We start from the raw sequence: 22,158 nt of genomic DNA, 5'->3' as shown, positions 1-22,158 counted from the left end.
TCCTGTCAGTTTGTCGCTGGTTCAGCAGACTTGACGGGGTTGATGTGGTCGCCGTCGCGGACATAGGCGCCGGCTCTTGCCACGACTTCCTCTCCCGCCGTCAGGCCTTCGAGCACCTCGACGAACTTGCCGTCCGAGATCCCTGTCTTGACCGGCAGAATACGGATGACGCCGTTTTCGACCTTGCGAACGATGGTGCGGCCATCCTCGTTGGTAACGGCTGTCTGCGGCAGGACCACCGCCCGCTTCTGCTCGGCGGTAATCAGCGCGCTTGCATACATGCCCGCGCGTGCCTTCGTGGTGTCGTTGAGGCTGATGAAGACGGTGCCGAGGCGGCTCACCGGATCGACCGTCGGAGCGATCAGTCGGATCGATCCTTCGACCTTGGTGTTGCCGCCCGCAAGGGTCACGGTTGCAGGCTGGCCGACCGCGAGCTTGATGATATCGGCCTCGGCAACGTCTGCCTTCATTTCGATCGCCCCGTCGCGGATCATCGCAAACAGCGGCTCGCCGCTGCCATTGGCAATGGCGCCGATCTTGGCGTTCTTGGCAGAAATCACGCCGGCGACCGGGGCTTTCACTTCCGAGCGCGTCAAGCGAAGGTCGATGTCTTCGATCTGCGCCTCAGCCACCTTGATGTCTGCGGTTGCGACAGCGACTGCCTGCTCGGCGGAACGAACGCGGGCCTGCATGGCGATGTAGAGCGCCCGGACCCGATCCGCTTCGGCGGTCGAAACCGTTCCGTTCTTGGAGAGCCCGGCGGCGCGATCGCTGACCCGCTTGGCTTCGTCGTTGTTGGCCCTGGTTTCGGTGAGCTGGGCGTTCAATTGCGCCAGTCCGGCCTCGGCCTTGGCGAGCGCCGCCTCGAGCTCACTTTTTTGCAGGCGAAGCGCGTCGTCGTTGAGAACCACCAGGACGCTGCCGGCCTCGACCTTGTCGCCGACGTCGACATTGAGCGAACGAATGGAGAGGCCGTCGACCATCGGCGCAACATAGACCTGCTCGACCGCCTGTATGGTGCCGGTTGCAACCACCCGGTCGCTGATCGGCTTGTCGACCGCCGCCGTCACGACGATGGAGGGAAGGGTCGGCGCTGGTTTCGGTTGCGCTGCTTCCTCCGCCCGGGCGAAGGAAAGCGAACCAAGTGTCATCGCAGCGCACACGCTGAGAACAGGCAATACTTTTTGAGCCATCGGCTTTACAGTCCCGGCAATGGAAACAACATCGAGCGGATCACCGCTCAAGGCAGGATCCACGGGCAATCAGGCGATTTTATCGCGCCGACATCGCGCCCCGTCGATTGCACGGGGACAGAGGACTGCGCTTCTCCTCACTTCGCGCTCCGCGTGCACGGTATCAGACCGTAGACGCGGGCGGAACTGGGACCGGTTACCGCAGGCATGGCACTGGAAAAAAGACGTCCTCCATCATGCCTGCCTCCAACAAACATCGTCGCCTATGTAATCTCGGCCTTGCACGCTTACAAGAGTGCTCGAAGCGATGGTGCCTCAATATTCAGTTCGTTCTGCGGTTATGGTTGCGATCTTGACACGATCTTGACAGTGGCAAGCAAAGGTAGCGCCGTTGCTTGCCGCGTTACCACCCCCACGCCCGGTACCGGCAGCAGCTTGGCGGATGCGAACGACCGCTAAGAAAACGGAAGAGGGCCGCACGATACTGAGCCGTGCGACCCTCTTTTGCTTTGTGGAAACAGGTCCTATTTCAGCGCGGCGTCGGTGATCTCGTGGGTCCAGGCGCCCTCAGGCTCCTTGGAAATCACGGGATCGGAACCGCCCGAAAGCAGCGACTGGACGGTGCGCTTGTAGTCTGCCTCGTCGAGCGAACCGTTGGAACCGGCGGTGAGCTTCGCCACTTCGCTCATCATGCGCTTCTGGTGCTTCTCCGTCTGGGCGCCGGTGGAGTCGTTCTCAAGAACGATATCGGCGGCCTCGTCCGGGTTCTGCTCTGCGTATTTCCAGCCCTTCATCGAGGCACGGACGAACTTGACCATCTTGTCCTTGAAAGCCGGATCCTTGAGCTTGTCCTCAAGCACGTAAAGGCCGTCTTCAAGCGTCGCCACGCCCTGGTCTTCATACTTGAAGGTCACCAGGTCGTCCGGCTTGATGCCGGCGTCGATGACCTGCCAGTACTCGTTGTAGGTCATGGTCGAGATGCAGGCGGCCTGCTTCTGGATCAGCGGGTCGACGTTGAAGCCCTGCTTCAGCACGGTAACGCCGTTCGGCCCGCCGTCGGTCGGGATCTTCAGGTGCGACATCCAGGAGAGGAACGGATATTCGTTGCCGAAGAACCAGACACCCAGCGTCTGGCCCTTGAATTTGTCGGGGCTGGTGACGCCGGTTTCCTTCAGGCAGGTCAGCATCATGCCCGACTTCTTGAATGGCTGGGCGATGTTGACGAGGGCCACGCCCTTTTCGCGGGTCGCAAGGGCCGACGGCATCCAGTCGACGATGACGTCGGCGCCGCCGCCAGCGATCACCTGGGCCGGTGCGATGTCCGGACCGCCGGGCTTGATGTCGACGTCGAGGCCTTCTTCTTCGTAGAAGCCCTTGTCCTTTGCGACGTAGTAGCCGGCAAACTGCGCCTGGGTCACCCACTTCAGCTGCAGCGTCACCTTTTCGGCGGCTTCAGCCTGGAACGCTGCGAGCGAAAAGACGCCTGCGGCGAGAAGCGATGCAAGTCTTTTGTTCATGTCAGTTCCCTCTTGTTTTTACTTCGTTTTATTTAAGTTCTTCAAGCAGGCTCAGGCGCGCCCTCCGCGGATGGAGGGATGCCAGAAGGTGACGGCGCGCTCGATGAGTGCGACCACCCCGTAGAAGGCGGAACCGGCGACCGCCGCAACGGCAATCTCGGCCCAGACCATGTCGACATTCATGCGTCCCACTTCCGTGGAAATCCGGAACCCCATGCCGACGATGGGGGTCCCGAAGAACTCGGCGACGATGGCGCCGATCAGCGCCAGCGTCGAGTTGATCTTGAGCGCGGTGAAGATGAACGGCCAGGCGGCCGGCAGGCGCAATTTGACCAGCGTCTGCCACCAGGAGGCAGCGTAGGTGCGCATCAGGTCGCGTTCCATGTGGCTGGCGGCGGCAAGGCCGGCAACCGTGTTCACCAGCATTGGGAAGAAGGTCATGATAACGACGACGGCAACCTTCGACTGCCAGTCGAAGCCGAACCACATGACCATGATCGGGGCGACGCCGATGACGGGAAGGGCCGAGACGAAATTGCCGAGCGGCAGGAGGCCCTTCTGCAGGAAGGGCGACCGGTCGATCAGGATCGCGACGGCAAAGCCGAGGCCGCAGCCGAGCGCATATCCGATCAGCACCGCCTTCAGGAAGGTCTGGCGGAAATCGGCGCCAAGCGTCGGCAGCGAGTTGATCAGCCTCTGCCAGATCATCGAGGGCGCCGGCAAAAGCACGGACGGAACCTGGAAACCGCGCACGACGCCTTCCCAGAGGACGAGGATGGTGATGCCGAAAAGCAGGGGCACGGCAAAGCGGGCGGCGCTGTTGGCGATATCGCTTTCAAATTTCTGGCGTACCAGCCATTCGTTGAAGGCCCAGGCGGCGAGCCAGAAGATGATCGCAGCAGCAAGGACGGGGAGGTTCATGGCTTGGCTCCCATGCGCTTGAGGACGGCGGTGTGGGCGAAGCCGACGATCATGACGAGAACGGCTGCAAGAGCCGCCGCCATGAACAGCGCTGCCCAGATCTGGACCGTCTGGCCATAGTAGGAGCCGGCAAGCAGCCGCGCGCCGAGGCCGGCGACAGCACCGGTCGGCAATTCGCCGACGATGGCGCCGACCAGCGAAATGGCGACGGCGACCTTCAGCGAAGTGAAGAGATAGGGCATCGACGACGGCCAGCGCAGCTTCCAGAAGGTCTGGGCCGAGGAGGCATTGTAGGTGTGCATCAGGTCGAGCTGGATCGTCTCGGGGCTGCGCAAGCCCTTCACCATGCCGACGACGACAGGGAAGAAGGAGAGATAGGTCGAGATCAGCGCCTTCGGCAACAGCCCGGAAATGCCGATGGCGTTGAGGACAACGATGATCATCGGCGCGATGGCGAGGATCGGGATCGTTTGGCTGGCGATCACCCAGGGCATCAGCGAGCGGTCCATCGCGCGGTTGTGCACGATGCCGACTGCCAGGAGGATGCCGAGTGCTGCACCGATGCCGAAGCCGAGCAGGGTCGCCGAGAGCGTGATCCAGGCGTGGTAGACGAGGCTGCGCTTGGAGGTGATCGCCTTGTTGAAGGTGGTGTCCCAGATCTCGGCGACCACCTGGTGCGGTGCCGGCAGGACCGGACGTTCCTGCGCCATGGTGTTGCGCACGATGTCGGAAAAGCTGATCTCGGTGCCGGCGCGAGCTGCCGTATCACGCTCGAAGGGCGCGTTGAGGAAGACGACCGCGACATACCAGATGGCGATCAGCAGCAGGACGACTGTGCCGACCGGCACCAACTTGTCCCTGATGAAACTTGGTTCCTGCATCGTCACGCCTTTCCGCTTGCGGGCAACAACATCAGGCCCATGGCGACGATGCCAAGAAGCACGCCGGCGGCCTGTGTGAGGCTCAGTCGTTCGCCGAACACCGTGAAGGCGATGACATTGACCATCACGAGCTGCACGATCGCCGACAACGAGATGGCAAGGCCGAGGCCGCCCTCGCGCATGAGCTTCACCATGATGATGTTGCCGACCACGTAGAGCCCGAGTGCCAGGAAGAGCGTGCCGAGGTGGTTGTTGGAGACATAGGCGCGCGAGGCCGTGGCGCCGCCGAGGAAGATCGTCGTTGCGAGCAGCATCCAGAGGCCAAAGGCAAGGTTCATGCCCGCACCTCCCTGCCGCGCCAGCGATAGAGGATATCCGGCAGCTGTTCCTCGTTGTCGCCGTCGGTCCGCCGCACAGCCTTAAAGCCCTGGTGCTCGTAGAAGCGCTGGGCATCACGGTTGTTTTCGAAGGTCCAAAGGCTCAACTCGTCCGGTGACATCGCCTTGGCGGTGTCGATCAGCCGAGCGCCAATGCCGGCGCCACGGTGCCGCTCGTCGATATAGAGCGCGGTGACGTGGTGGTCGTCGGAGAGGGAAAGGAAGCCGGCGATCTCGCCATCGTCCTCGGCCAGGAACACGGTGCGTTCGGCAAAGACGGTCTCGGCGTAATAGCGTTCGACATCGGCATGCTCGTGCACCCGCGGCATCCAGGCCGTCGCGTCGATCCAGCGGTTGAGAATGCCGGCGCAGGCGGCCATGTCGGTCTGTTCGGCCCGGCGGATGCCGATGCTATTCGTCATAGCTGTGTCCCGCGCGCAGGCCTTCGCGAACGCGATGGGCGATTTCGAGGAACTCGGGCGTTTCGCGAATGCCGAGCGGCCGTTCGCGCGGCAGCGGCGATTCGATCACGTCGGTGACACGGCCGGGGCGAGGGCTCATCACCACGATCTTGGTTGAGAGGTAGACAGCTTCAGGGATCGAATGGGTGACGAAGCAGATCGTCTTGTTGGTGCGCGCCCAGAGCTTCAGCAGCTGTTCGTTGAGGTGGTCACGCACGATCTCGTCAAGCGCGCCAAAGGGCTCGTCCATCAGAAGCAGGTCGGCATCGAAGGCGAGTGCGCGGGCGATGGAGGCGCGCTGCTGCATGCCACCGGAGAGCTGCCACGGGTACTTCTTGCCGAAGCCCGTGAGGTTGACGAGGTCGAGCGTGCGCTCGATGCGCGCCTTCTTCTCCTCCTTCGAATAGCCCATGATCTCCAGCGGCAGGGCGATGTTGTTTTCGATCGTGCGCCAGGGATAGAGCGCGGCCGCCTGGAAGACATAGCCATAGGCGCGCTCCTTGCGCGCTTCCTCGGGCGTCATGCCGTTGACGCTGATCTTGCCGGACGTCGCTTTTTCAAGATCGGCGATCACGCGCAGAAAGGTCGTCTTGCCGCAGCCGGACGGTCCGATGAAGGACACAAAGTCTCCTTTGGCGACGTCGAGATTGACACCGGTCAGCGCATGCACCGGTCCATCGGCGGTTTCGAAAGTCAGGCAGAGGTCCCGGGCCGAAACCACGGATGCGGTATTGGACGTCATCGGCGAATACTCATTCTGGCTGGTCTGTGTCAGACTGCTATCCGGACCGGCAACATGCAATCGCGGATTTGGGTGCGAAGCCGTTTGTTGCTGGTTTTTCAGGGAATTCTGGAGAACGCTCATGTCTCGATCATCCAATCCGGGCTGTCGCGTGGTTCGTCCTGAAGGCGCCGTGGCCGGCCAGCAGGGGCTCAACTATTTCGAGGGCATTGCGGCGGAGACCGTCGGGGCGACAGGGCTCTGCATGCATATCGTGACGATCCCGCCCGGCGCGCGCGCCAAGGCGCATCTGCACGAGAGCCACGAGACGGCGATCTACGTGCTTTCCGGAGAGGCCTGGACCTGGTTTGGCGCGAGGCTTGAGGAGCACGTCGTCGCTCGGGCCGGTGAGATGGTCTACATCCCCGCCGGCATGCCGCATCTGCCGGAGAACCGCTCGAACGCGCCCTGTTCGGCCGTCATCGCGCGCACGGACCCGAACCAGCGCGAAAGCCTCGTGCTGCTTCCCGAGCTCGATCACCTCGTGCCCGGCTGACGGCTCCCAGGCCGAAGCGCCCCGCCATGGTGGCGGGACATGTCCGATGGGACAGAGCGGCGCGAAGACGTGCAAGCCGCGAAACATGAGGCCTCAAACGCCCGTGGCCGGAATGCCGGTGCGCTGGACGGCGCGGGGGGCGGTGACTTCCTTCCAGGTCGAAAGGGCGGAGCTGACGGCCGGGAAGGGGTCGCGTCGGACGAACTCGCCGTGGCCCTCGCGGGTCTTGATCGTGCTTTCCTCGATCGCGACGACGCCGCGGGTGAGGGTGAAGCGCGGCAGGCCTTTCACTTCCTTGCCCTCGAAGACGTTGTAGTCGATCGCCGACTGCTGGCTTTTGGCGGAGATCGTCTTTGAGCGCTTCGGATCCCAGACGACGAGGTCGGCATCGGCGCCGACGAGGATCGCGCCCTTCTTCGGGTAGATGTTGAGGATCTTGGCGATATTGGTCGAGGTCACGGCCACGAACTCGTTCATGGTGATGCGGCCGGTGTTGACGCCATGGGTCCACAGCATCGGCATGCGGTCTTCGAGACCACCGGTGCCGTTCGGGATCTTGGTGAAATCGCCGACGCCGAAGCGCTTCTGCTCGGAGGTAAAGGCGCAATGGTCCGTCGCCACCACCTGCAGCGAGCCGGAGGCGAGGCCCGCCCAAAGCGAGTCCTGATGCAGCTTGTTGCGGAAGGGCGGCGACATCACGCGGCGGGCCGCATGGTCCCAGTCCTTGTTGAAATACTCGGTTTCGTCGAGCGTCAGGTGCTGGATCAGCGGCTCGCCGAAGACGCGCATGCCCTTGGCGCGGGCACGGCGGATCGCTTCATGCGCCTGTTCGCAGGATGTGTGGACGATATAGACCGGGCAGCCGGCCATGTCGGCGATCATGATCGCGCGGTTGGTCGCTTCGCCCTCGACTTCGGCGGGACGTGAATAGGCATGGGCTTCCGGCCCGTTGTTGCCTTCGGCAAGAAGCTTTGCCTGCAACTGGGCGACGACGTCGCCGTTTTCGGCATGGACCAAGGGCAGCGCGCCAAGGGCGGCGCAGCGCTGGAAAGACGAGAACATCTCGTCGTCGTCCACCATCAAAGCACCCTTGTAGGCCATAAAGTGCTTGAAGGTGTTGATGCCCTTGTCCTTGACGATCGTCTCCATCTCGTTGAAGACCTGCTCGCTCCACCAGGTGATCGCCATGTGGAAGGAATAGTCGCAGTTCGCGCGGGTGGACTTGTTGTCCCACATGGTGAGCGCTTCGAGCAGCGACTGGTTGGGCGAGGGCAGCGCGAAATCGACGACCATGGTCGTGCCGCCGGCGAGCGCTGCGCGCGTGCCGCTTTCGAAATCGTCCGAGGAATAGGTGCCCATGAAGGGCATTTCGAGATGGGTGTGCGGGTCGATGCCGCCGGGCATGATGTAACAGCCGCTGGCATCCAGCGTTTCCGTTCCGGAGAGGTTCGGGCCGATCTCGACGATCTTTCCGCCCTCGATCTTGACGTCCGCCTTGTAGGTCAGGTCGGCCGTGACGATGGTTCCACCCTTGATGACAGTGCTCATGGTTCTTGATCCTCGCGATTGCGCTTCCGGCAGCCGCATGGCCGCCACGAAAAAGGGCGGAACTTTCGTCCCGCCCGCAAAACTCATTCGACGATTTCGGCCGTTTCGACGACGGCGTGGAAGAGGACGTCGGCTCCGGCGCTGGCCCACTCCCTGGAGATGTCCTCCGCCTCGTTGTGGCTGAGGCCTCCGACGCAGGGGCACATGATCATCGTCGTCGGCGCGACCTTCGCGGCCCAGCAGGCGTCATGCCCGGCGCCTGAGATGAGGTTCATGTGGCTGTAGCCGAGGTGCTCGGCGGCGTTGCGCACGGCACTGACCAGTTTCGGGTCGAAGGTGACCGGCTCGAAGTGGCCGATCGCCTCGATGGAACAGCCGACGCCGAGCGCGTCGGTGATTTTTGGCGCTTCGGCCTCGATCTTGGCGCGCATGCGGTCGAGCTTGGCCTTGTCGGGCGAGCGGATGTCGACGGTGAAGACCACCTTGCCCGGCAGCACGTTGCGGGAATTGGGCGAGAAAAACACCTGGCCGACGCCGCCGACGGCGCCCGGCTGGTTCTCCATGGCGACGCCCTGGACCATTTCCAGGATGCGGGCCATGGCAAGGCCGGCGTTGACGCGCATGTTCATCGGGGTCGAACCCGTATGGGCTTCGCGGCCGGTCAGCGTGAACTCCAGCCACCACAGGCCCTGACAGTGCGTAACGACGCCGATGTCCTTGCCCTCGGCCTCGAGGATCGGGCCCTGCTCGATGTGATATTCGAAATAGGCGTGCATCTTGCGGGCGCCGACTTCTTCGTCGCCTAGCCAGCCGATGCGCTTCAACTCGTCACCGAAGGTCTTGCCTTCCGGGTCCTTGCGGCCATAGGCGAAGTCCTGGGTGAGCACGCCGGCAAAGACGCCGGACGCAAGCATGGCGGGCGCAAAGCGCGCGCCTTCCTCGTTGGTCCAGTTGGTGACGACGATGGGGTGCTTGGTCTTGATGCCGAGATCGTTCATCGAGCGAACGACCTCAAGGCCCGAGAGCACGCCGAGCACGCCGTCATATTTGCCGCCGGTCGGCTGGGTGTCGAGGTGTGAGCCGATATAGACGGGCAGGGCATCCGGGTCGGTGCCGGGGCGGGTGAAGAACATATTGCCCATGGTGTCGACGCCCATGGTAAGGCCGGCCTTTTCGCACCAGGACTGGAACAGCCGGCGCCCTTCGGCGTCCTCGTCGGTCAGCGTCTGGCGGTTGTTGCCGCCCGCGACACCAGGGCCGATCTTTGCCATTTCCATAAGTGAATCCCACAGGCGGTCGGCATTGACGCGCATGTTCTCGCCAGGTGCAGCCACGGCGGTCTCCTCATCTTTTCAGGGCTTTGCCTTGATCGGCGCGCCCTTATGTTCCCGTGGTCAAATCCAGGCTTGGTTTTTTCTGGTGCCCTTCGATCAGCCGTTGCCTTTGGCGGTGAACTGGCTGATAATTTGACCGGTTGGTAAACATTACAACTTCCGTTGCGGCACTCAAGCCGGAAAAACAAAAAAACGAAGTTGTTGCCCAAGAAGATGGCGAGGCCAGAAATTGGGCAGCCGGTTCCTGCGCGACGAGGCGCGGGCATCGCCAGGGGGACAGATGGTATTACCGAGAGCTGCCAGGACCCAGAGGCGGACCCGGATACAGGGGGAGAAGGAAGAGCGCATTCTCGAGGCGGCGCTCGAAGTCTTTTCCGCCAACGGTTTTCGCGGCTCGACCGTCGACCAGATCGCCGAAGTGGCGGGCATGTCGAAGCCCAATCTGCTCTATTATTTCCGCACCAAGGAGGCGATGCACCGGGCGCTGATCGACCGCGTGCTCGACACCTGGCTTGACCCCTTGCGGGAGTTCAACGCCGAGGGGAACCCGGTCGCCGAAATCCGCAGCTATATCCGGCGCAAGCTCGAAATGGCGCGTGACTATCCGCGCGAAAGCCGGCTCTTCGCCAACGAGGTGCTGCAGGGCGCGCCGCATATCGAGGACGAGCTAAAAGGACCGCTGAAGTCGCTGGTCGACGAGAAGGCGGAGGTGATCCGCGCCTGGGCCAAGGCCGGCAAGATCGCCAAATGCGATCCCTATCACCTGATCTTTGCGATCTGGTCCACCACCCAGCACTATGCCGACTTCGATGTGCAGGTGCGCGCCGTGCTCGGCCAGGGCAATGCCGGGGATGGACGTTTCGAGGATGCGGCACGCTTTCTCGAGCGGCTCTTCGTCGACGGGCTGCAGGTGAGCGAGCAGCCGGTGGTCTGAGCCGCTCTTTCTGATTTTCAATCGGGCAGCAGCGCCATCAAGAGCAGGCCGCAGGCGGTGGTGAGCGCGCCGGCAAGCACCGGCAGGCTGGTCCAGCCGTGACCGAGCAGACCTTCGAGCAGGATGATGAAGCTTGGCGTCAGGTAGCCGTAGCCGAGCACCTTCGATGCCGGCAGCCGCATCGAAGCGTACTGCAAAAGCAGGAAGGTGATCGCGGTCGTAACCACGGCAAGATAGAGCACGGCCATCCAGACGATTGCCGGAAGTGCGGCAAAATCGGCGGTGACGAGGCCGACGCCGCCGGGCACCAGCAGCCAGGGCACGGTGAAGACCGCCACCCAGAATCCGAAGGCGAAGGGACTTTCCTCTCGGCCGAACTTGCGGATCAGAGGCACATAGACCGCGTGGCAGACGACGCCGACGAAGAAGATCAATTCGCCCTGGCCGACGTCGAAGGCAAGGATCGCGCCGACATCGGCGCGAAAGATCACCCAGACGGCGCCAAGGGCGGCGATAATGAGCCCGGCGAGCACGCCCGGGCGGGTATGCTGACCGAGCAACACGAACGCGAATCCGGCGCTCAAGAGCGGCATCAGCGTGAAGACCGCGCCTGTCGAAACCGGGCTGGTGAACTCCAGCGCCTTGAACATCGTCAGCATGTAGACAGCGATCAGCCCGCCGAGGATCACGAAGCGCCATGCTTGCCTGGGGAAATGAAACGGCACGCGGGCATAGCCGAAGGTGAGAAGGCCAAGGACCACGACGGTCAACAGATAGCGCCAGAGCGTCAGCGGCCCGGCGCCCATATGTTGGGTGGCAAGGCCGCCGAAGGAAAAGGAGCCGGCGATCAGGACGGCGAAGGTCATCATCGCCAGGTGCGCCTTCAGCTTCTCGGCGCCTTTCGCATGAACCTGGTGCGCGGTTTTCGGGGAGACGTCCTGTTTCATGCGGGCTTCCGGATTGGATCGGCGGCGAGGGCGGGAAGGATCTCTACTACTAGATCATTTCAGCGCCTCATTGAAACCGTGAAAAGATCCAACGGCTTGAACGTATGCAACGTCGGGCGTGAAACTGTTTCACGCATTCAAGCGTTGCCTTACGCGTTTGACGGGGCTGGCTGCAAGGCCTCGGAGATGCGTGCGGCGTCCTCGACGATCCAGGTTTCGAGCGTCGCCTGCCGGCCGCGCAGGCCGATGTCCAGTCGCTCGTGCCCTTCGATCACCAGGCCCGCGCGGTTGACGAGCTCGGCCGAGACGGCCAGTTGCACGTCATGTTCCTTGGCGAGGCCCTCGAGCCGGCTCGCGGTGTTGATGGTATCGCCGACCGCCGTCAGCGATGTCGCCTGGCCGTAGCCGATCTCGCCGATGATCGCCGGGCCTGCGTGCAGACCCATGGCGATGCGCAGCGGTTCGTCGAGCTCGCCGCGGAAGGTCTGGTTCAGCGTTTCGAGGCCTTTGGATATGCGCACGGCGGCGGCAAGCGACTGGCGGCAGGCCTCGGTATAGGTGCTCTTCAGGCCGAAGATCGCCAAAGCGCCGTCGCCGATGAACTTGTCGATGACGCCACCGGAATCCTCGACGGCTTCGCCGACCATCTCGAAGTAGCGGTTGAGCAGGAACACGGTGTCGAAAGGCAGCTTGTGTTCGGCAATACTGGTGAAGCCGCGCAGGTCGCAGAAGAGCACGGCGATGCGCCGCTCGCGGCCTTCGCCGCCTTCGCGTCCGATCTGCTTCTTGATGCCGAGGCTGTCGCTGTCGAGGATCGGCACGACCGTCACATTGTGCACCGGGCGGAACTGGCAGGCGAGGCGGACATTGTCGGGCGCGCCGATCCGCGTGAGGGTCGCAAGCTCCGCATCCTCGGGTGGCGGCTGGTCTTCAAGGCCCTGGATGATGCGCACGCGGCAGGTCGAGCATCGGCCGCGGCCGCCGCAGACCGAGACATGTGCAATGCCGGCCGCGCGGCTTGCTTCGAGCACGCTGAAGCCGAGATTGACGGTGGCGACCCGGCCGTCGGGGTAGCGGACGCGAATACGCCCACCCTTCGGCATGGCCCGCAGCAGGAAGGTGCCGGCGATCAGGCCGCCGAAGCCGAAATAGAGGCCGAGCCGAATATCCTCCAGGAGCGTCAGGTCGAACTGAGGCTTCGAATAAGAACGGTCGCCGTAGCCGCCATGTTCGGCGTAACCGTCCTCCATCGAGCGGGCGCCGCTGACGAAGCCGAGCAACGCGAAGATCGGCACCAGGATCGCGACCGTGTAGAGCAGGATTTCGTAGCGCGGGAACCAGGCCCGGCCACGCATCCAGAACCAGGCTCCGAGGCAGCCGTGGCCCCAGACGAGCAGCAGGGCGACGGACTGCCTGATGGCGTTGAACGAATTCGACCAGAGCGTGCGGAGCATGTCCGGATAGTCGGCGTCGATCCCGGTGAGGAGAGGCTCGACGCGCGCGGCGGTGACATGGCCGATCAGCAGGAAGGGCAGGCTCAGACCGAAGACGATCTTCAGCGCCTCGCGCGCCGGCATTCTGAGTGTCTGCCGGCGGTAGATGCTTTCGAGCGCCATGACGAAGTGCAAAAGCAGGGCGCCATAGAGCAGCACCGTGCCGGGCAGGCTGTGCCAGATGAGATTGAAGCCCCTGCGGGCGGTTTCCATCGCCTCGATGGAGATCAGGCCGAGCGAATGATTGAAGAAATGCGCCAGGACGAACGTACCGAGGATGGCCCCGGAGACGAGGTGAATTCGCTTGCGTCGGTTGGCCGAAATGATCGTCAAGCAACAAGTCCGGCTCTGCCGGAGCGTCGTCCGGCTGCAGTGTCAAAACCGTCGGAGACAGCGCTACGGCCCTGATCGAGCCCGCGGCGCACCCCGTATGAGTTCTCCCTTATTATCCAGATCGTGCGAGCCGACAACTTACCATTTTTACACAATCTGTTTCGTTTTCGTGTCCTGTTCGTTATCGGCTGGGAAGGCTATTCAACGGAATTCGGCCGTCGGTCCGCGCTCGGGTGCGGGCGCGATCCGCAGAGCCGGGCGAAGCGGCCGCCAATGCCGGCCACTCTCCGCACGCCGCCGCCTTCGGAAGCAGGAATGCTCCGCGGATCATTGCATCATGGGGGCCAGTCGATCGGCCAGCGTGTCGATCATCAGCCGCAATTTCGGCGGCATGTATTGCGTGCGCGGCCACACGACATGGGCTGCGAAGGAGAGGGCGGGCACATCAGCAAGAATGCGGACGAGCCGTCCTGAGTCGATGTGACTGCGCACCAGCCAGCACGGCAGCCAGGCAAGGCCGAAGCCGTCTGCCGCCGCATCCGCGATCGAGGTCAGGTCGTCGAGTTTCAGCCGCGCCGGCGGCGTCACCTGCCGGGGTGCCGCTCCCTTGATCGGGAAGGACCAGGAAAGCGCATCGCTGCTGCGCCGATAAAGGATCGCTTGATGGCCAGGAAGGTCATCGATGCTGCGCGGCGTGCCGTGCCGCTGCAGGTAGGCGGGGGAGGCGCAGACCGTCATGGGCTGGTCGGCAACCTTGCGCGCCATCAAGTCGGGTTCATCGGGCAGCGGACCTGTGCGAATGGCGAGATCGAATCCGTCCTCGACAAGATCGACCCTGCGGTCGCTGAAATTGACGTCGAGTTCCAGGAGCGGGTGCTGACCCAGCAGTTCCGACAAGAGCGGCATGACGCATTGCCGTCCGAAAACCACGGGCAGGGACATGCGCAGCCGACCTCTGATCTCCTGCTTGCCCGACTCCAGCAGTGCTTCGCCGGCACGAATCTCACCAACGGCTCTGAGGCAACTTTCATAATAGAGCTGGCCTTCGGCCGTCAGGCTCTGTGTGCGGGTCGTGCGATGGAAGAGCCGGACGCCAAGTCTTTGTTCAAGCTTGGCAATCGTCTTGCCGACAGCGGAGCGCGAGAGGTTCAGCCGTTCGGCCGCCGCTGAAAATCCACCGGCGTCGACCGCCTCGACGAAGATCGAAATGCCTCCCAACCGCTCCATGATTGTCTCCCCTTAAGAACCAATATGGCGAATTCTTATCGCAACTGGAGAGATAAATTCAACGCTATGCTTCCTCCATCAGATCAATCCAGTGAAAGGAACGGACCATGGCAAGACTGATGAAGGAATGGACGGTCGGCGCGCTTGGAGCCGAAAACCTCAAAATTACCGAACGACGCGTTCCTGAGGCCGGTCCGGGCGAGGTGCTGGTACGCACGACTGCCCTGTCGCTCAATTTCCGCGACAAGCTGGTCTTGGAAAACGGCATGGGCATGCCGCTTTCCTTCCCTTTCGTGCCGGGCTCCGACATGGCCGGCGTGGTCGAAGCGGTCGGCCGGGGCGTCACCCGCTTCCAGCCGGGCGATCGGGTCATCTCCGTCTTCGATCCCACCTGGATCGACGGCCAGAAGCCGGGCACGGCCCGTCACCCCACCTCCTTCGCGCTCGGCGGTCTCAATCCGGGTGTCGCTTCGCAATATGTCGCCTTTCCGGAGGGCTGGTTCGTGAAGGCGCCTGAAAGCCTTGACGACGCTGAGGCGAGCACCTTGCCCTGTGCCGGGGTGACGGCCTGGTTCGCACTGGTCGAGAAGGGGCATCCGAAGGCCGGCGACCGCGTCGTCGTGCAGGGCACCGGCGGCGTATCGCTGTTCGGCCTGCAGATCGCAAAGGCACATGGCGCCGAGGTTATCGTCACGTCGGCGAGCCAGGAAAAGCTCGAGCGCGCGCTTGCTCTGGGCGCCGACCATGGCATCAACCGCGTGAGCGAGGATTGGGCGGAGCGCGTTCTTGAGATCACCGGCGATCGCGGCGCGGACCATATCCTGGAGATCGCCGGTGGCGCCAATCTCGGCAAGTCGCTGCAAGCTGTGGCCGTGCAAGGGCGGATTTCGGTCATCGGGGTATTCGAGGGCGCCGAGATCTCTGCGCCGGTGACGCCCGTTCTTCTGAAATCGCCAGTCATCCAGGGCATCGGCGTCGCCCATCGCCGGGCATTGGAAGATCTTGTCGGCGCCATCGATCGGACAGGGATCAAACCGGTGATCGACGCGCGCTACCGGTTCTCCGAATTGCCGGACGCGCTCGCGCATCTCGATCGCGGTCCGTTCGGCAAGGTGGTCGTCGAGGTTTGAGTTGAACGACGAAGCCGCCGGCTGGAGGTCCGGCGGCTTCGTTCGATGCGGTGCGGGCAAACCCGCTCGGGTATCGTTATTCCGCGGCCTGGCGGGCCATCGGGTTGTTCGGGTGTGTGGTCCAGTTGGCGTAGTTCGGATCGACCGGCTTGCCGGTACGCTGATCGATCGTGCCGACCGGCAGCTCTTCCATGGTGATGCAGTTTTCGACGGGACAGACGTTGACGCAGAGATTGCAGCCGACGCACTCGTCTTCCATCACCTCGAAGTGCCGTACGCCGTTGACGAACTGCGTGATCGCCTGGTGCGAGGTGTCCTCACAGGCGATGTGGCAGCGACCGCACTTGATGCAGGCATCCTGGTCGATCTTCGCCTTGGCGATGTAGTTGAGGTTCAGGTACTGCCAGTCGGTGACGTTCGGCACCGCGCGCCCGGTGATGTCGTCGAGATTGCGGTGACCCTTGGCATCCATCCAGTCGGAAAGGCCCGAGATCATTTCCTGAACGATCTTGAAGCCGTAGGTCATCGCCGCGGTGCAGACCTGGACGTTGCCGGCGCCAAGCGCCAGGAACTCGGCCGCGTCGCGCCAGGTGGTGATGCCGCCGATGCCGGAGATCGGCAGCCCATAGGTTTCCGGATCGCGGGCGATCTCGGCGACCATGTTGAGGGCGATCGGTTTGACCGCAGGGCCGCAATAGCCACCATGGGTGCCCTTGCCGCCAACCGTCGGGTTGGGGGCGAAGTTGTCGAGATCGACGGAAACGATCGAGTTGATCGTGTTGATCAGCGACACGGCGTCGGTGCCGCCGGCCTTGGCGGCACGCGCCGGCTTGCGGATGTCGGTGATGTTGGGCGTCAGCTTGGTGATGACGGGCATGCGCGTGTACTGCTTGCACCAGCGCACGACCATCTCGATGTATTCCGGCACCTGGCCGACCGCAGCACCCATGCCGCGCTCGGACATGCCGTGCGGACAGCCGAAGTTGAGTTCGATACCGTCAGCGCCGGTTTCCTCGACCAGCGGCAGGATCGCCTTCCACGCCTCTTCCTCGCAGGGCACCATGATCGAAGCGATCAGGGCGCGATCCGGCCAGTTCATCTTCACCTGCTTCATTTCGCGCAGGTTCACATAGAGGTCGCGGTCGGTGATGAGCTCGATGTTGTTCAAGCCCAGCAGGCGGCGGTCGGCGCCCCAGATCGCGCCGTAGCGCGGTCCGTTGACGTTGACGACCGGCGGTCCTTCCTCGCCGAGCGTCTTCCAGACGACGCCGCCCCAGCCCGCCTTGAAGGCGCGCTCGACGTTGTAGGCCTTGTCCGTCGGCGGCGCGGATGCCAGCCAGAACGGGTTCGGGGATTTGATGCCGACGAAATTGTTGCGAAGATCAGCCATTGGTTTCTCCTCCCGATCCCTTAGGCAACTGCGCTCGCGCGCGGCTGAGCCGCGGCGAAGGCCCGATTGATCAATTCAGCCGCGTCGCGGCCCATGGCGACGGCGGAGACCGTGAGGTCTTCACCGCCGAGCACGCAGTCGCCGCCGGCCCAGACGTTGGGGAGCGACGTGCGGCCTTCGGCGTCGGCAACGATCCGGCCGCCTTCGAGTTGCAGCGCGCCGAGGCCTGCGCCGAGGAAGCTCTGGCCGATCGCCTTGAAGATCTGGTCGGCGGCAATGATACCGGTTTCGCCGGTTGCCGTCAGCTTTCCGTCTTCGAGCGTGGTGTATTCCAGCTCGATGCCGGCGACCTTGCCGTCCTTCTCGGCGATGCGCTTGGGCTGCAGCCAATGGCGGATGGTGACGCCCTTGGAGGCCGCCAGGTCCTGCTCGAACTCGGAGGCGTTCATGTGCTCCTTGCCGCGGCGATAGCAGATCGTCACCTCTTCGGCGCCGAGCAGCTTGGCCTGCACCGCCGCGTCGATGGCGGTCATGCCGCCGCCGAGAACGACGACGCGGCGCCCGACCGCAATGTCGGCCTTGGTCTTCGACTGGCGAAGCGCTGCGATGAAGTCGACGGCGTCGTCAACGCCTTCGGCATTTTCACCTTCGAGGCGCAACGCGTTTACGCCGGCAAGGCCGAGGCCGAGGAAGACGCCGTCATATTGCTCCGAAAGGTCGGCAAGGGTGAAGTCGCGGCCGAGTGCCTGCCCATGGCGCACTTCGATGCCGCCGATCGCCAGCACGTAGTCGACTTCCTTCTGGGCGAAGTCATCGACCGACTTGTAGGCGGCAATGCCGTATTCGTTGAGGCCGCCGGACTTCGGACGGGCATCGTAGATCACGACGTCGTGGCCCTTGACGGCGAGCCGATGGGCGGCAGCAAGGCCGGCCGGGCCGGCGCCGACGACGGCCACCTTGCGGCCGGAGCTTTCCGCGCGGGTGTAGAACTGCTTGTTTTCCTTCATCGCCACGTCGGTCGCATAGCGCTGCAGGCGGCCGATCTCGACCGGGCGCTCCTCGGCGGTGTTGCGAACGCAGGCCTGTTCGCAGAGCGTTTCGGTGGGACAGACGCGGGCGCACATGCCGCCCAGGATGTTCTGATCAAAGATCGTCTTGGCCGATCCGATCGGGTTGCCCGTCGATATCTGCCGAATGAACAGCGGGATATCGATGGAGGTGGGACAGGCCGTCATGCACGGCGCGTCATGACAGAAATAACAGCGGTCGGAAGCGACGAGGGCCTCGTGCTTGTCGAGCGGCGGATGCAGGTCGGAGAAATTGCTCTCGTACTCCCCGAGCGGCAGGCGGCCGCCGAGGATCCCAGATTGTGTCGTTCCCATTTTTGGCTCCCAATGTTTTCTCAGGATGATGGAACGGTAACACGCTTTATTTTTTTATCAAACGGTAAAAATTTGGGGCCGAAACGGGCAAAAAGCGTTGTGCTCCCGGGCTTTGGAGCAGACCTGCCAAGCCCTTGTTCTTGGCCGATGTTTGACAGGGAGGGGCAATAGTGGCAGCAGATCAGAGCGGGGTGAGGAAAAGTGTGCGCGGTTTTCCGCCCGCACCCCGCTCTGCTTATGAGGATCGATCACGATACTTTTGGATCGACAGGATCCAAAAGTATCGTGATCGGGGGGGGGAACGGAGAACAGCGATGGCGCGCAGGGGCGAGGCGAACAACAGGCTTGACGATGCTGCCCGGGCTGGCTGGCTATACTATGTCGCCGGCCGAACCCAGGACGAGATCGCCACCGTCATGGGGATCTCGCGCCAGTCGGCGCAGCGGCTGGTTTCGCTCGCCATGTCCGAGCGGCTGATCAAGGTCCGGCTCGATCATCCGATCGCGGCCTGCCTTGAAGCCGCGGCAGGTCTTCGCGACAAATACGGGCTGAAACATGTGGAGGTGGTGCCGAGCGATCCGGGCTCGACCTCGACGACCGTCGGCATCGCGGAGGCGGGTGCTGCCGAGATCGAGCGCTGGCTGAAATCGCCGGAGCCGCAGGTGCTGGCGATCGGTACCGGCCGCACGCTGAAGGCGGCGGTCGACCAGTTGCCGCCGATGGAATGTCCGCAACACCGCATCGTGTCGCTCACCGGCAATATCGGCCTCGACGGCTCGGCCGCCTATTACAACGTCATCTTCAGCATGGCCGATGCGGTCAAGGCGCGGCATTTTCCGATGCCGCTGCCGGTGCTCGCCGCTTCGGCCGAGGAGCGCGAGGTGTTGCACAGCCAGAGCCTGGTGCAGGTGGCGCTCAAGCTCGGCGCCGAGGCCAATGTCGCCTTCGTCGGCGTCGGCGAACTCGGGCCCGATGCGCCGCTCTGCCAGGACGGGTTTCTGGCGCAAGAGGAGATGGCCGGCCTGACCAAGGCGGGTGCTGCGGGCGAGATCTGCGGCTGGATGTTCGATCATGACGGCGCGTTGCTCTCGGGCAGCTTCAACGAGCGCGTCGCGTCCGTTCCCTTGCCGCCGCGCGACAAGGCCTCGGTGATCGGGCTTGCCAAGGGCCGGCGCAAATATGAGGCGCTGAGGGCGGCGGTAAAGGGCGGAATTATCAACGGCCTTATCACCGATGAGGCGACTGCGAGCTATCTGCTCAACGCTTGAGCGTAATGCGAAACGTTTGAAAAGGCCGGCCAATGCGCCGGCCTTTCGCATTTGCGTAACGAAAAAATCGGCAGTCAAAACAATCTTCTAATGTTCCCGTGTGCAGCGCAGCAACGATTGCACATTGACATTTTGTCACGAGAAGTGAGTAATTGCCCATGAGCGAGGCAAATGCTCAATTTCTTCTGGGAGGAAGTCGATGAACTTGAGAACTTTCCTGCTGGGCACGTGCTCGGCAGTCGCACTGTCGGGTCTGGCCCAAGCAGAAACCCTGACGATCGCGACCGTGAACAACGGCGACATGATCCGGATGCAGAAGCTGACGGAGGATTTCACGTCCAAGAATCCGGACATTCAGCTCGAGTGGGTAACGCTTGAGGAAAACGTGCTGCGCCAGCGCGTGACGACCGATATCGCCACCAAGGGCGGCCAGTACGACATCATGACGATCGGCACCTATGAAGTGCCGATCTGGGCGAAGCAGGGCTGGCTGTTGCCGCTCGACAATCTCGGCGCGGACTACGATGTCGACGACCTGTTGCCGGCGATCCGCTCGGGCCTCACCATCGACGGCAAGCTCTATGCAGCACCCTTCTACGGCGAAAGCTCGATGGTGATGTATCGCAAGGACCTGTTCGAGAAGGCGGGGCTGACGATGCCCGACGCACCGACCTGGGACTTCATCGCCGACGCGGCGCGCAAGATCACCGACAAGAACGCCGAAGTCTACGGCATCTGCCTACGCGGCAAGGCCGGCTGGGGCGAGAACATGGCCTTCCTGACGGCGACCGCGAACGCCTTCGGCGCCCGCTGGTTCGACGAAAACTGGAAGCCGCAGTTCGACCAGCCCGAATGGAAGAACGCGCTCGACTTCTACGTCAAGCTGATGAACGACGCCGGACCGCCCGGCGCATCCTCGAACGGCTTCAACGAGAACCTGTCGCTGTTCCAGACCGGCAAGTGCGGCATGTGGATCGACGCGACGGTGGCTGCGTCCTTCGTTACCAACCCGAAGGAATCGACCGTTGCCGACAAGGTCGGCTTTGCGCTGGCCCCCGACACCGGTCTCGGCAAGCGCGGCAACTGGCTCTGGGCCTGGAACCTCGCCATCCCCGCGGGCTCACAGAAGGTCGCCTCGGCCGAGAAGTTTATCTCCTGGGCAACCGGTAAGGACTATCTGAAGCTCGTCGCCGACAAGGAAGGCTGGGCCAACGTTCCTCCGGGCACGCGCACCTCGCTCTACGCCAACCCCGAGTATCAGAAGGCGGCACCGTTTGCGAAGATGACGCTCGACTCGATCAACGCGGCCGATCCCAAGAACCCGGCGGTCAAGCCGGTTCCCTATGTCGGCGTGCAGTTCGTGGCGATCCCGGAATTCCAGGGTCTCGGCACGGCGGTCGGCCAGCAGTTCTCGGCAGCGCTTGCCGGACAGATGAGCGTCGACCAGGCGCTTGCCAGCGCCCAACAGCTCACCGAGCGTGAGATGACCAAGGCTGGCTACATCAAGTGAGGCTCCCAAGGGCCCGGGGTGCTGGCCGCAAATGGCCGGCGCCCCGGTAATTCTCCTCCGGGCAGCTCTCCTGGAGGATTTTCCGCGGCGCGCGCGGTCAGCCCACGCGCGCCCGGTCCGAGCTCTCGAACACGCGTTGAATTCCATCATTTGGGGGACGCCATGGCGACCTTGCACACACGCTCCGCCGCGCGGCTGATGATCGCGCCTTCGGTGCTTCTGCTTCTGGCCTGGATGATCGTTCCCCTGGCCATGACGATCTATTTCTCGTTCCTGCGCTACAATCTGTTGATGCCGGGCATGGAAGAGTTCGCCGGCTTCACGAACTACAAATACTTCCTGACCGATCCCGCTTTCTTTCAGGCGATTTTCAACACGCTGGCGATCGTGCTCGGCGTGCTGTTCATCACCGTCGTCGGCGGCATCGCGCTGGCGCTTCTGCTCGACCAGCCGATGTTCGGGCAGGGGATCGTGCGCATCCTCGTCATTGCTCCCTTCCTGATCATGCCGACGGTGGCAGCGCTCGTCTGGAAGAACATGTTCATGAACCCGGTCAACGGGCTCTTTGCGTGGATCGCCAAGCTATTCGGGCTTCAACCCTTCGACTTCCTCGCCAACGCGCCGTTGATGTCGGTTATCCTGATCGTCGCCTGGCAATGGCTGCCCTTTGCGACGCTCATCCTTCTGACGGCACTGCAGTCGCTCGACGAGGAGCAGAAGGAAGCAGCCCAGATGGACGGCGCCGGCGCCTGGAGCCGCTTCATCTACCTGGTGCTGCCGCATCTTTCCCGCGCGATCACGGTCGTCATTCTCATCCAGACGATCTTCCTGCTCTCGGTCTTTGCCGAAATCCTGGTCACCACCAATGGCGGCCCGGGCACGCAGAGCACCAACCTGACCTTCCTCGTCTATGCGCAGGCCCTGCTGCAGTTCGACGTGGGCGGTGCTTCGGCCGGCGGCATCATCGCGGTCATCCTCGCCAACATCGTCGCATTCTTCCTGATGCGCATGATCGGCAAGACGCTGGAGGCTTGA

General features: G+C 63.1%; 20 protein-coding genes. 6 read left to right on the top strand and 14 right to left on the bottom strand.

The genetic code is table 11. The features are described from left to right. Positions 1 to 5: 5 nt before the first annotated feature. From M2267_RS19165 to M2267_RS19135, 7 genes are all read right to left on the bottom strand, one after another. The gene (locus M2267_RS19165) at positions 6 to 1,193 is read right to left on the bottom strand and encodes an efflux RND transporter periplasmic adaptor subunit (protein ID WP_429116204.1); all 1,188 of its coding nucleotides are present in this window, start codon (positions 1,191 to 1,193) and stop codon (positions 6 to 8) included. Positions 1,194 to 1,717: 524 nt separating this feature from the next. Further along, on the bottom strand, positions 1,718 to 2,710 hold the full coding sequence (locus M2267_RS19160; protein WP_043620767.1) for an ABC transporter substrate-binding protein: 993 nt from the start codon (positions 2,708 to 2,710) through the stop codon (positions 1,718 to 1,720). Positions 2,711 to 2,761: 51 nt separating this feature from the next. After that, positions 2,762 to 3,631, bottom strand: coding sequence for an ABC transporter permease (locus M2267_RS19155; protein WP_429116202.1), 870 nt, complete (start codon positions 3,629 to 3,631; stop codon positions 2,762 to 2,764). Continuing rightward, positions 3,628 to 4,512, bottom strand: a complete 885-nt coding sequence (locus tag M2267_RS19150; RefSeq protein WP_205238009.1) for an ABC transporter permease — start codon at positions 4,510 to 4,512, stop codon at positions 3,628 to 3,630. The genes M2267_RS19155 and M2267_RS19150 overlap by 4 nt, the downstream gene beginning before the upstream one ends. A 2-nt stretch (positions 4,513 to 4,514) precedes the next feature. Beyond that, the gene (locus tag M2267_RS19145) at positions 4,515 to 4,850 is read right to left on the bottom strand and encodes a hypothetical protein (RefSeq protein ID WP_402320292.1); all 336 of its coding nucleotides are present in this window, start codon (positions 4,848 to 4,850) and stop codon (positions 4,515 to 4,517) included. Further along, positions 4,847 to 5,311, bottom strand: a complete 465-nt coding sequence (locus M2267_RS19140; RefSeq protein WP_429116199.1) for an N-acetyltransferase family protein — start codon at positions 5,309 to 5,311, stop codon at positions 4,847 to 4,849. The genes M2267_RS19145 and M2267_RS19140 overlap by 4 nt, the downstream gene beginning before the upstream one ends. After that, positions 5,301 to 6,092 (bottom strand): ABC transporter ATP-binding protein, encoded by a 792-nt coding sequence (locus tag M2267_RS19135; protein WP_429116197.1) that lies wholly within the window; start codon positions 6,090 to 6,092, stop codon positions 5,301 to 5,303. The genes M2267_RS19140 and M2267_RS19135 overlap by 11 nt, the downstream gene beginning before the upstream one ends. 121 nt (positions 6,093 to 6,213) lie before the next feature. On the opposite strand from M2267_RS19135, the gene M2267_RS19130 reads away from it, so the two are divergent. Continuing rightward, positions 6,214 to 6,627 (top strand): cupin domain-containing protein, encoded by a 414-nt coding sequence (locus M2267_RS19130; RefSeq protein WP_429116195.1) that lies wholly within the window; start codon positions 6,214 to 6,216, stop codon positions 6,625 to 6,627. A 93-nt stretch (positions 6,628 to 6,720) separates the two neighbouring features. On the opposite strand, the gene hydA is transcribed toward M2267_RS19130, so the two are convergent. Further along, positions 6,721 to 8,175: a dihydropyrimidinase gene (hydA, locus tag M2267_RS19125; RefSeq protein WP_429116193.1), complete on the bottom strand. Its 1,455-nt coding sequence runs from the start codon at positions 8,173 to 8,175 to the stop codon at positions 6,721 to 6,723. Between the two features lie 83 nt (positions 8,176 to 8,258). Continuing rightward, positions 8,259 to 9,509 (bottom strand): Zn-dependent hydrolase, encoded by a 1,251-nt coding sequence (locus tag M2267_RS19120; RefSeq protein ID WP_429116191.1) that lies wholly within the window; start codon positions 9,507 to 9,509, stop codon positions 8,259 to 8,261. A 280-nt stretch (positions 9,510 to 9,789) separates the two neighbouring features. Between M2267_RS19120 and M2267_RS19115 the strand changes: the two genes are divergently transcribed. Next, positions 9,790 to 10,443: a TetR family transcriptional regulator C-terminal domain-containing protein gene (locus M2267_RS19115; RefSeq protein ID WP_402320278.1), complete on the top strand. Its 654-nt coding sequence runs from the start codon at positions 9,790 to 9,792 to the stop codon at positions 10,441 to 10,443. 17 nt (positions 10,444 to 10,460) lie between these two features. Here the strand turns inward: M2267_RS19115 and M2267_RS19110 are convergent, their stop codons facing one another. From M2267_RS19110 to M2267_RS19100, 3 genes are all read right to left on the bottom strand, one after another. Continuing rightward, the gene (locus tag M2267_RS19110) at positions 10,461 to 11,390 is read right to left on the bottom strand and encodes a DMT family transporter (protein WP_429116189.1); all 930 of its coding nucleotides are present in this window, start codon (positions 11,388 to 11,390) and stop codon (positions 10,461 to 10,463) included. A gap of 149 nt (positions 11,391 to 11,539) precedes the next feature. Then, positions 11,540 to 13,216 (bottom strand): adenylate/guanylate cyclase domain-containing protein, encoded by a 1,677-nt coding sequence (locus M2267_RS19105; RefSeq protein WP_043620745.1) that lies wholly within the window; start codon positions 13,214 to 13,216, stop codon positions 11,540 to 11,542. Positions 13,217 to 13,543: 327 nt separating this feature from the next. Beyond that, on the bottom strand, positions 13,544 to 14,443 hold the full coding sequence (locus M2267_RS19100; protein ID WP_429116188.1) for a LysR family transcriptional regulator: 900 nt from the start codon (positions 14,441 to 14,443) through the stop codon (positions 13,544 to 13,546). A gap of 107 nt (positions 14,444 to 14,550) precedes the next feature. On the opposite strand from M2267_RS19100, the gene M2267_RS19095 reads away from it, so the two are divergent. Further along, positions 14,551 to 15,573, top strand: a complete 1,023-nt coding sequence (locus M2267_RS19095; protein WP_429116186.1) for a zinc-dependent alcohol dehydrogenase family protein — start codon at positions 14,551 to 14,553, stop codon at positions 15,571 to 15,573. A gap of 76 nt (positions 15,574 to 15,649) precedes the next feature. Here M2267_RS19095 and preA read toward each other — a convergent pair whose 3' ends face one another. Together preA and M2267_RS19085 are read right to left on the bottom strand one after the other, a co-directional pair. Continuing rightward, a complete protein-coding gene (gene preA / locus M2267_RS19090) occupies positions 15,650 to 16,963 on the bottom strand; it encodes an NAD-dependent dihydropyrimidine dehydrogenase subunit PreA (RefSeq protein ID WP_104668042.1) in 1,314 nt (437 codons plus the stop codon). Positions 16,964 to 16,983: 20 nt separating this feature from the next. Next, positions 16,984 to 18,345 carry an NAD(P)-dependent oxidoreductase gene (locus tag M2267_RS19085; protein ID WP_429116184.1) on the bottom strand — a complete coding sequence of 454 codons (1,362 nt, stop codon included), beginning with the start codon at positions 18,343 to 18,345 and terminating at the stop codon, positions 16,984 to 16,986. Between the two features lie 314 nt (positions 18,346 to 18,659). On the opposite strand from M2267_RS19085, the gene M2267_RS19080 reads away from it, so the two are divergent. The 3 genes from M2267_RS19080 to M2267_RS19070 all read left to right on the top strand — a co-directional run bounded on the left by M2267_RS19080 (position 18,660) and on the right by M2267_RS19070 (position 22,158). Further along, a complete protein-coding gene (locus M2267_RS19080; protein WP_043620734.1) occupies positions 18,660 to 19,613 on the top strand; it encodes a sugar-binding transcriptional regulator in 954 nt (317 codons plus the stop codon). A 199-nt stretch (positions 19,614 to 19,812) separates the two neighbouring features. Next, complete coding sequence (locus M2267_RS19075; protein ID WP_043620732.1) at positions 19,813 to 21,123, top strand: ABC transporter substrate-binding protein; 1,311 nt, start codon at positions 19,813 to 19,815, stop codon at positions 21,121 to 21,123. A gap of 162 nt (positions 21,124 to 21,285) precedes the next feature. Next, on the top strand, positions 21,286 to 22,158 hold the full coding sequence (locus tag M2267_RS19070) for a carbohydrate ABC transporter permease (protein WP_104668038.1): 873 nt from the start codon (positions 21,286 to 21,288) through the stop codon (positions 22,156 to 22,158).

It is taken from the genome of Ensifer sp. KUDG1 (assembly GCF_050434285.1).
Taxonomy (GTDB): Bacteria; Pseudomonadota; Alphaproteobacteria; order Rhizobiales; family Rhizobiaceae; genus Ensifer.
The sequence above is the reverse complement of the archived record's forward strand: the minus strand, read 5'-3'. Positions and strand labels throughout refer to the sequence as shown.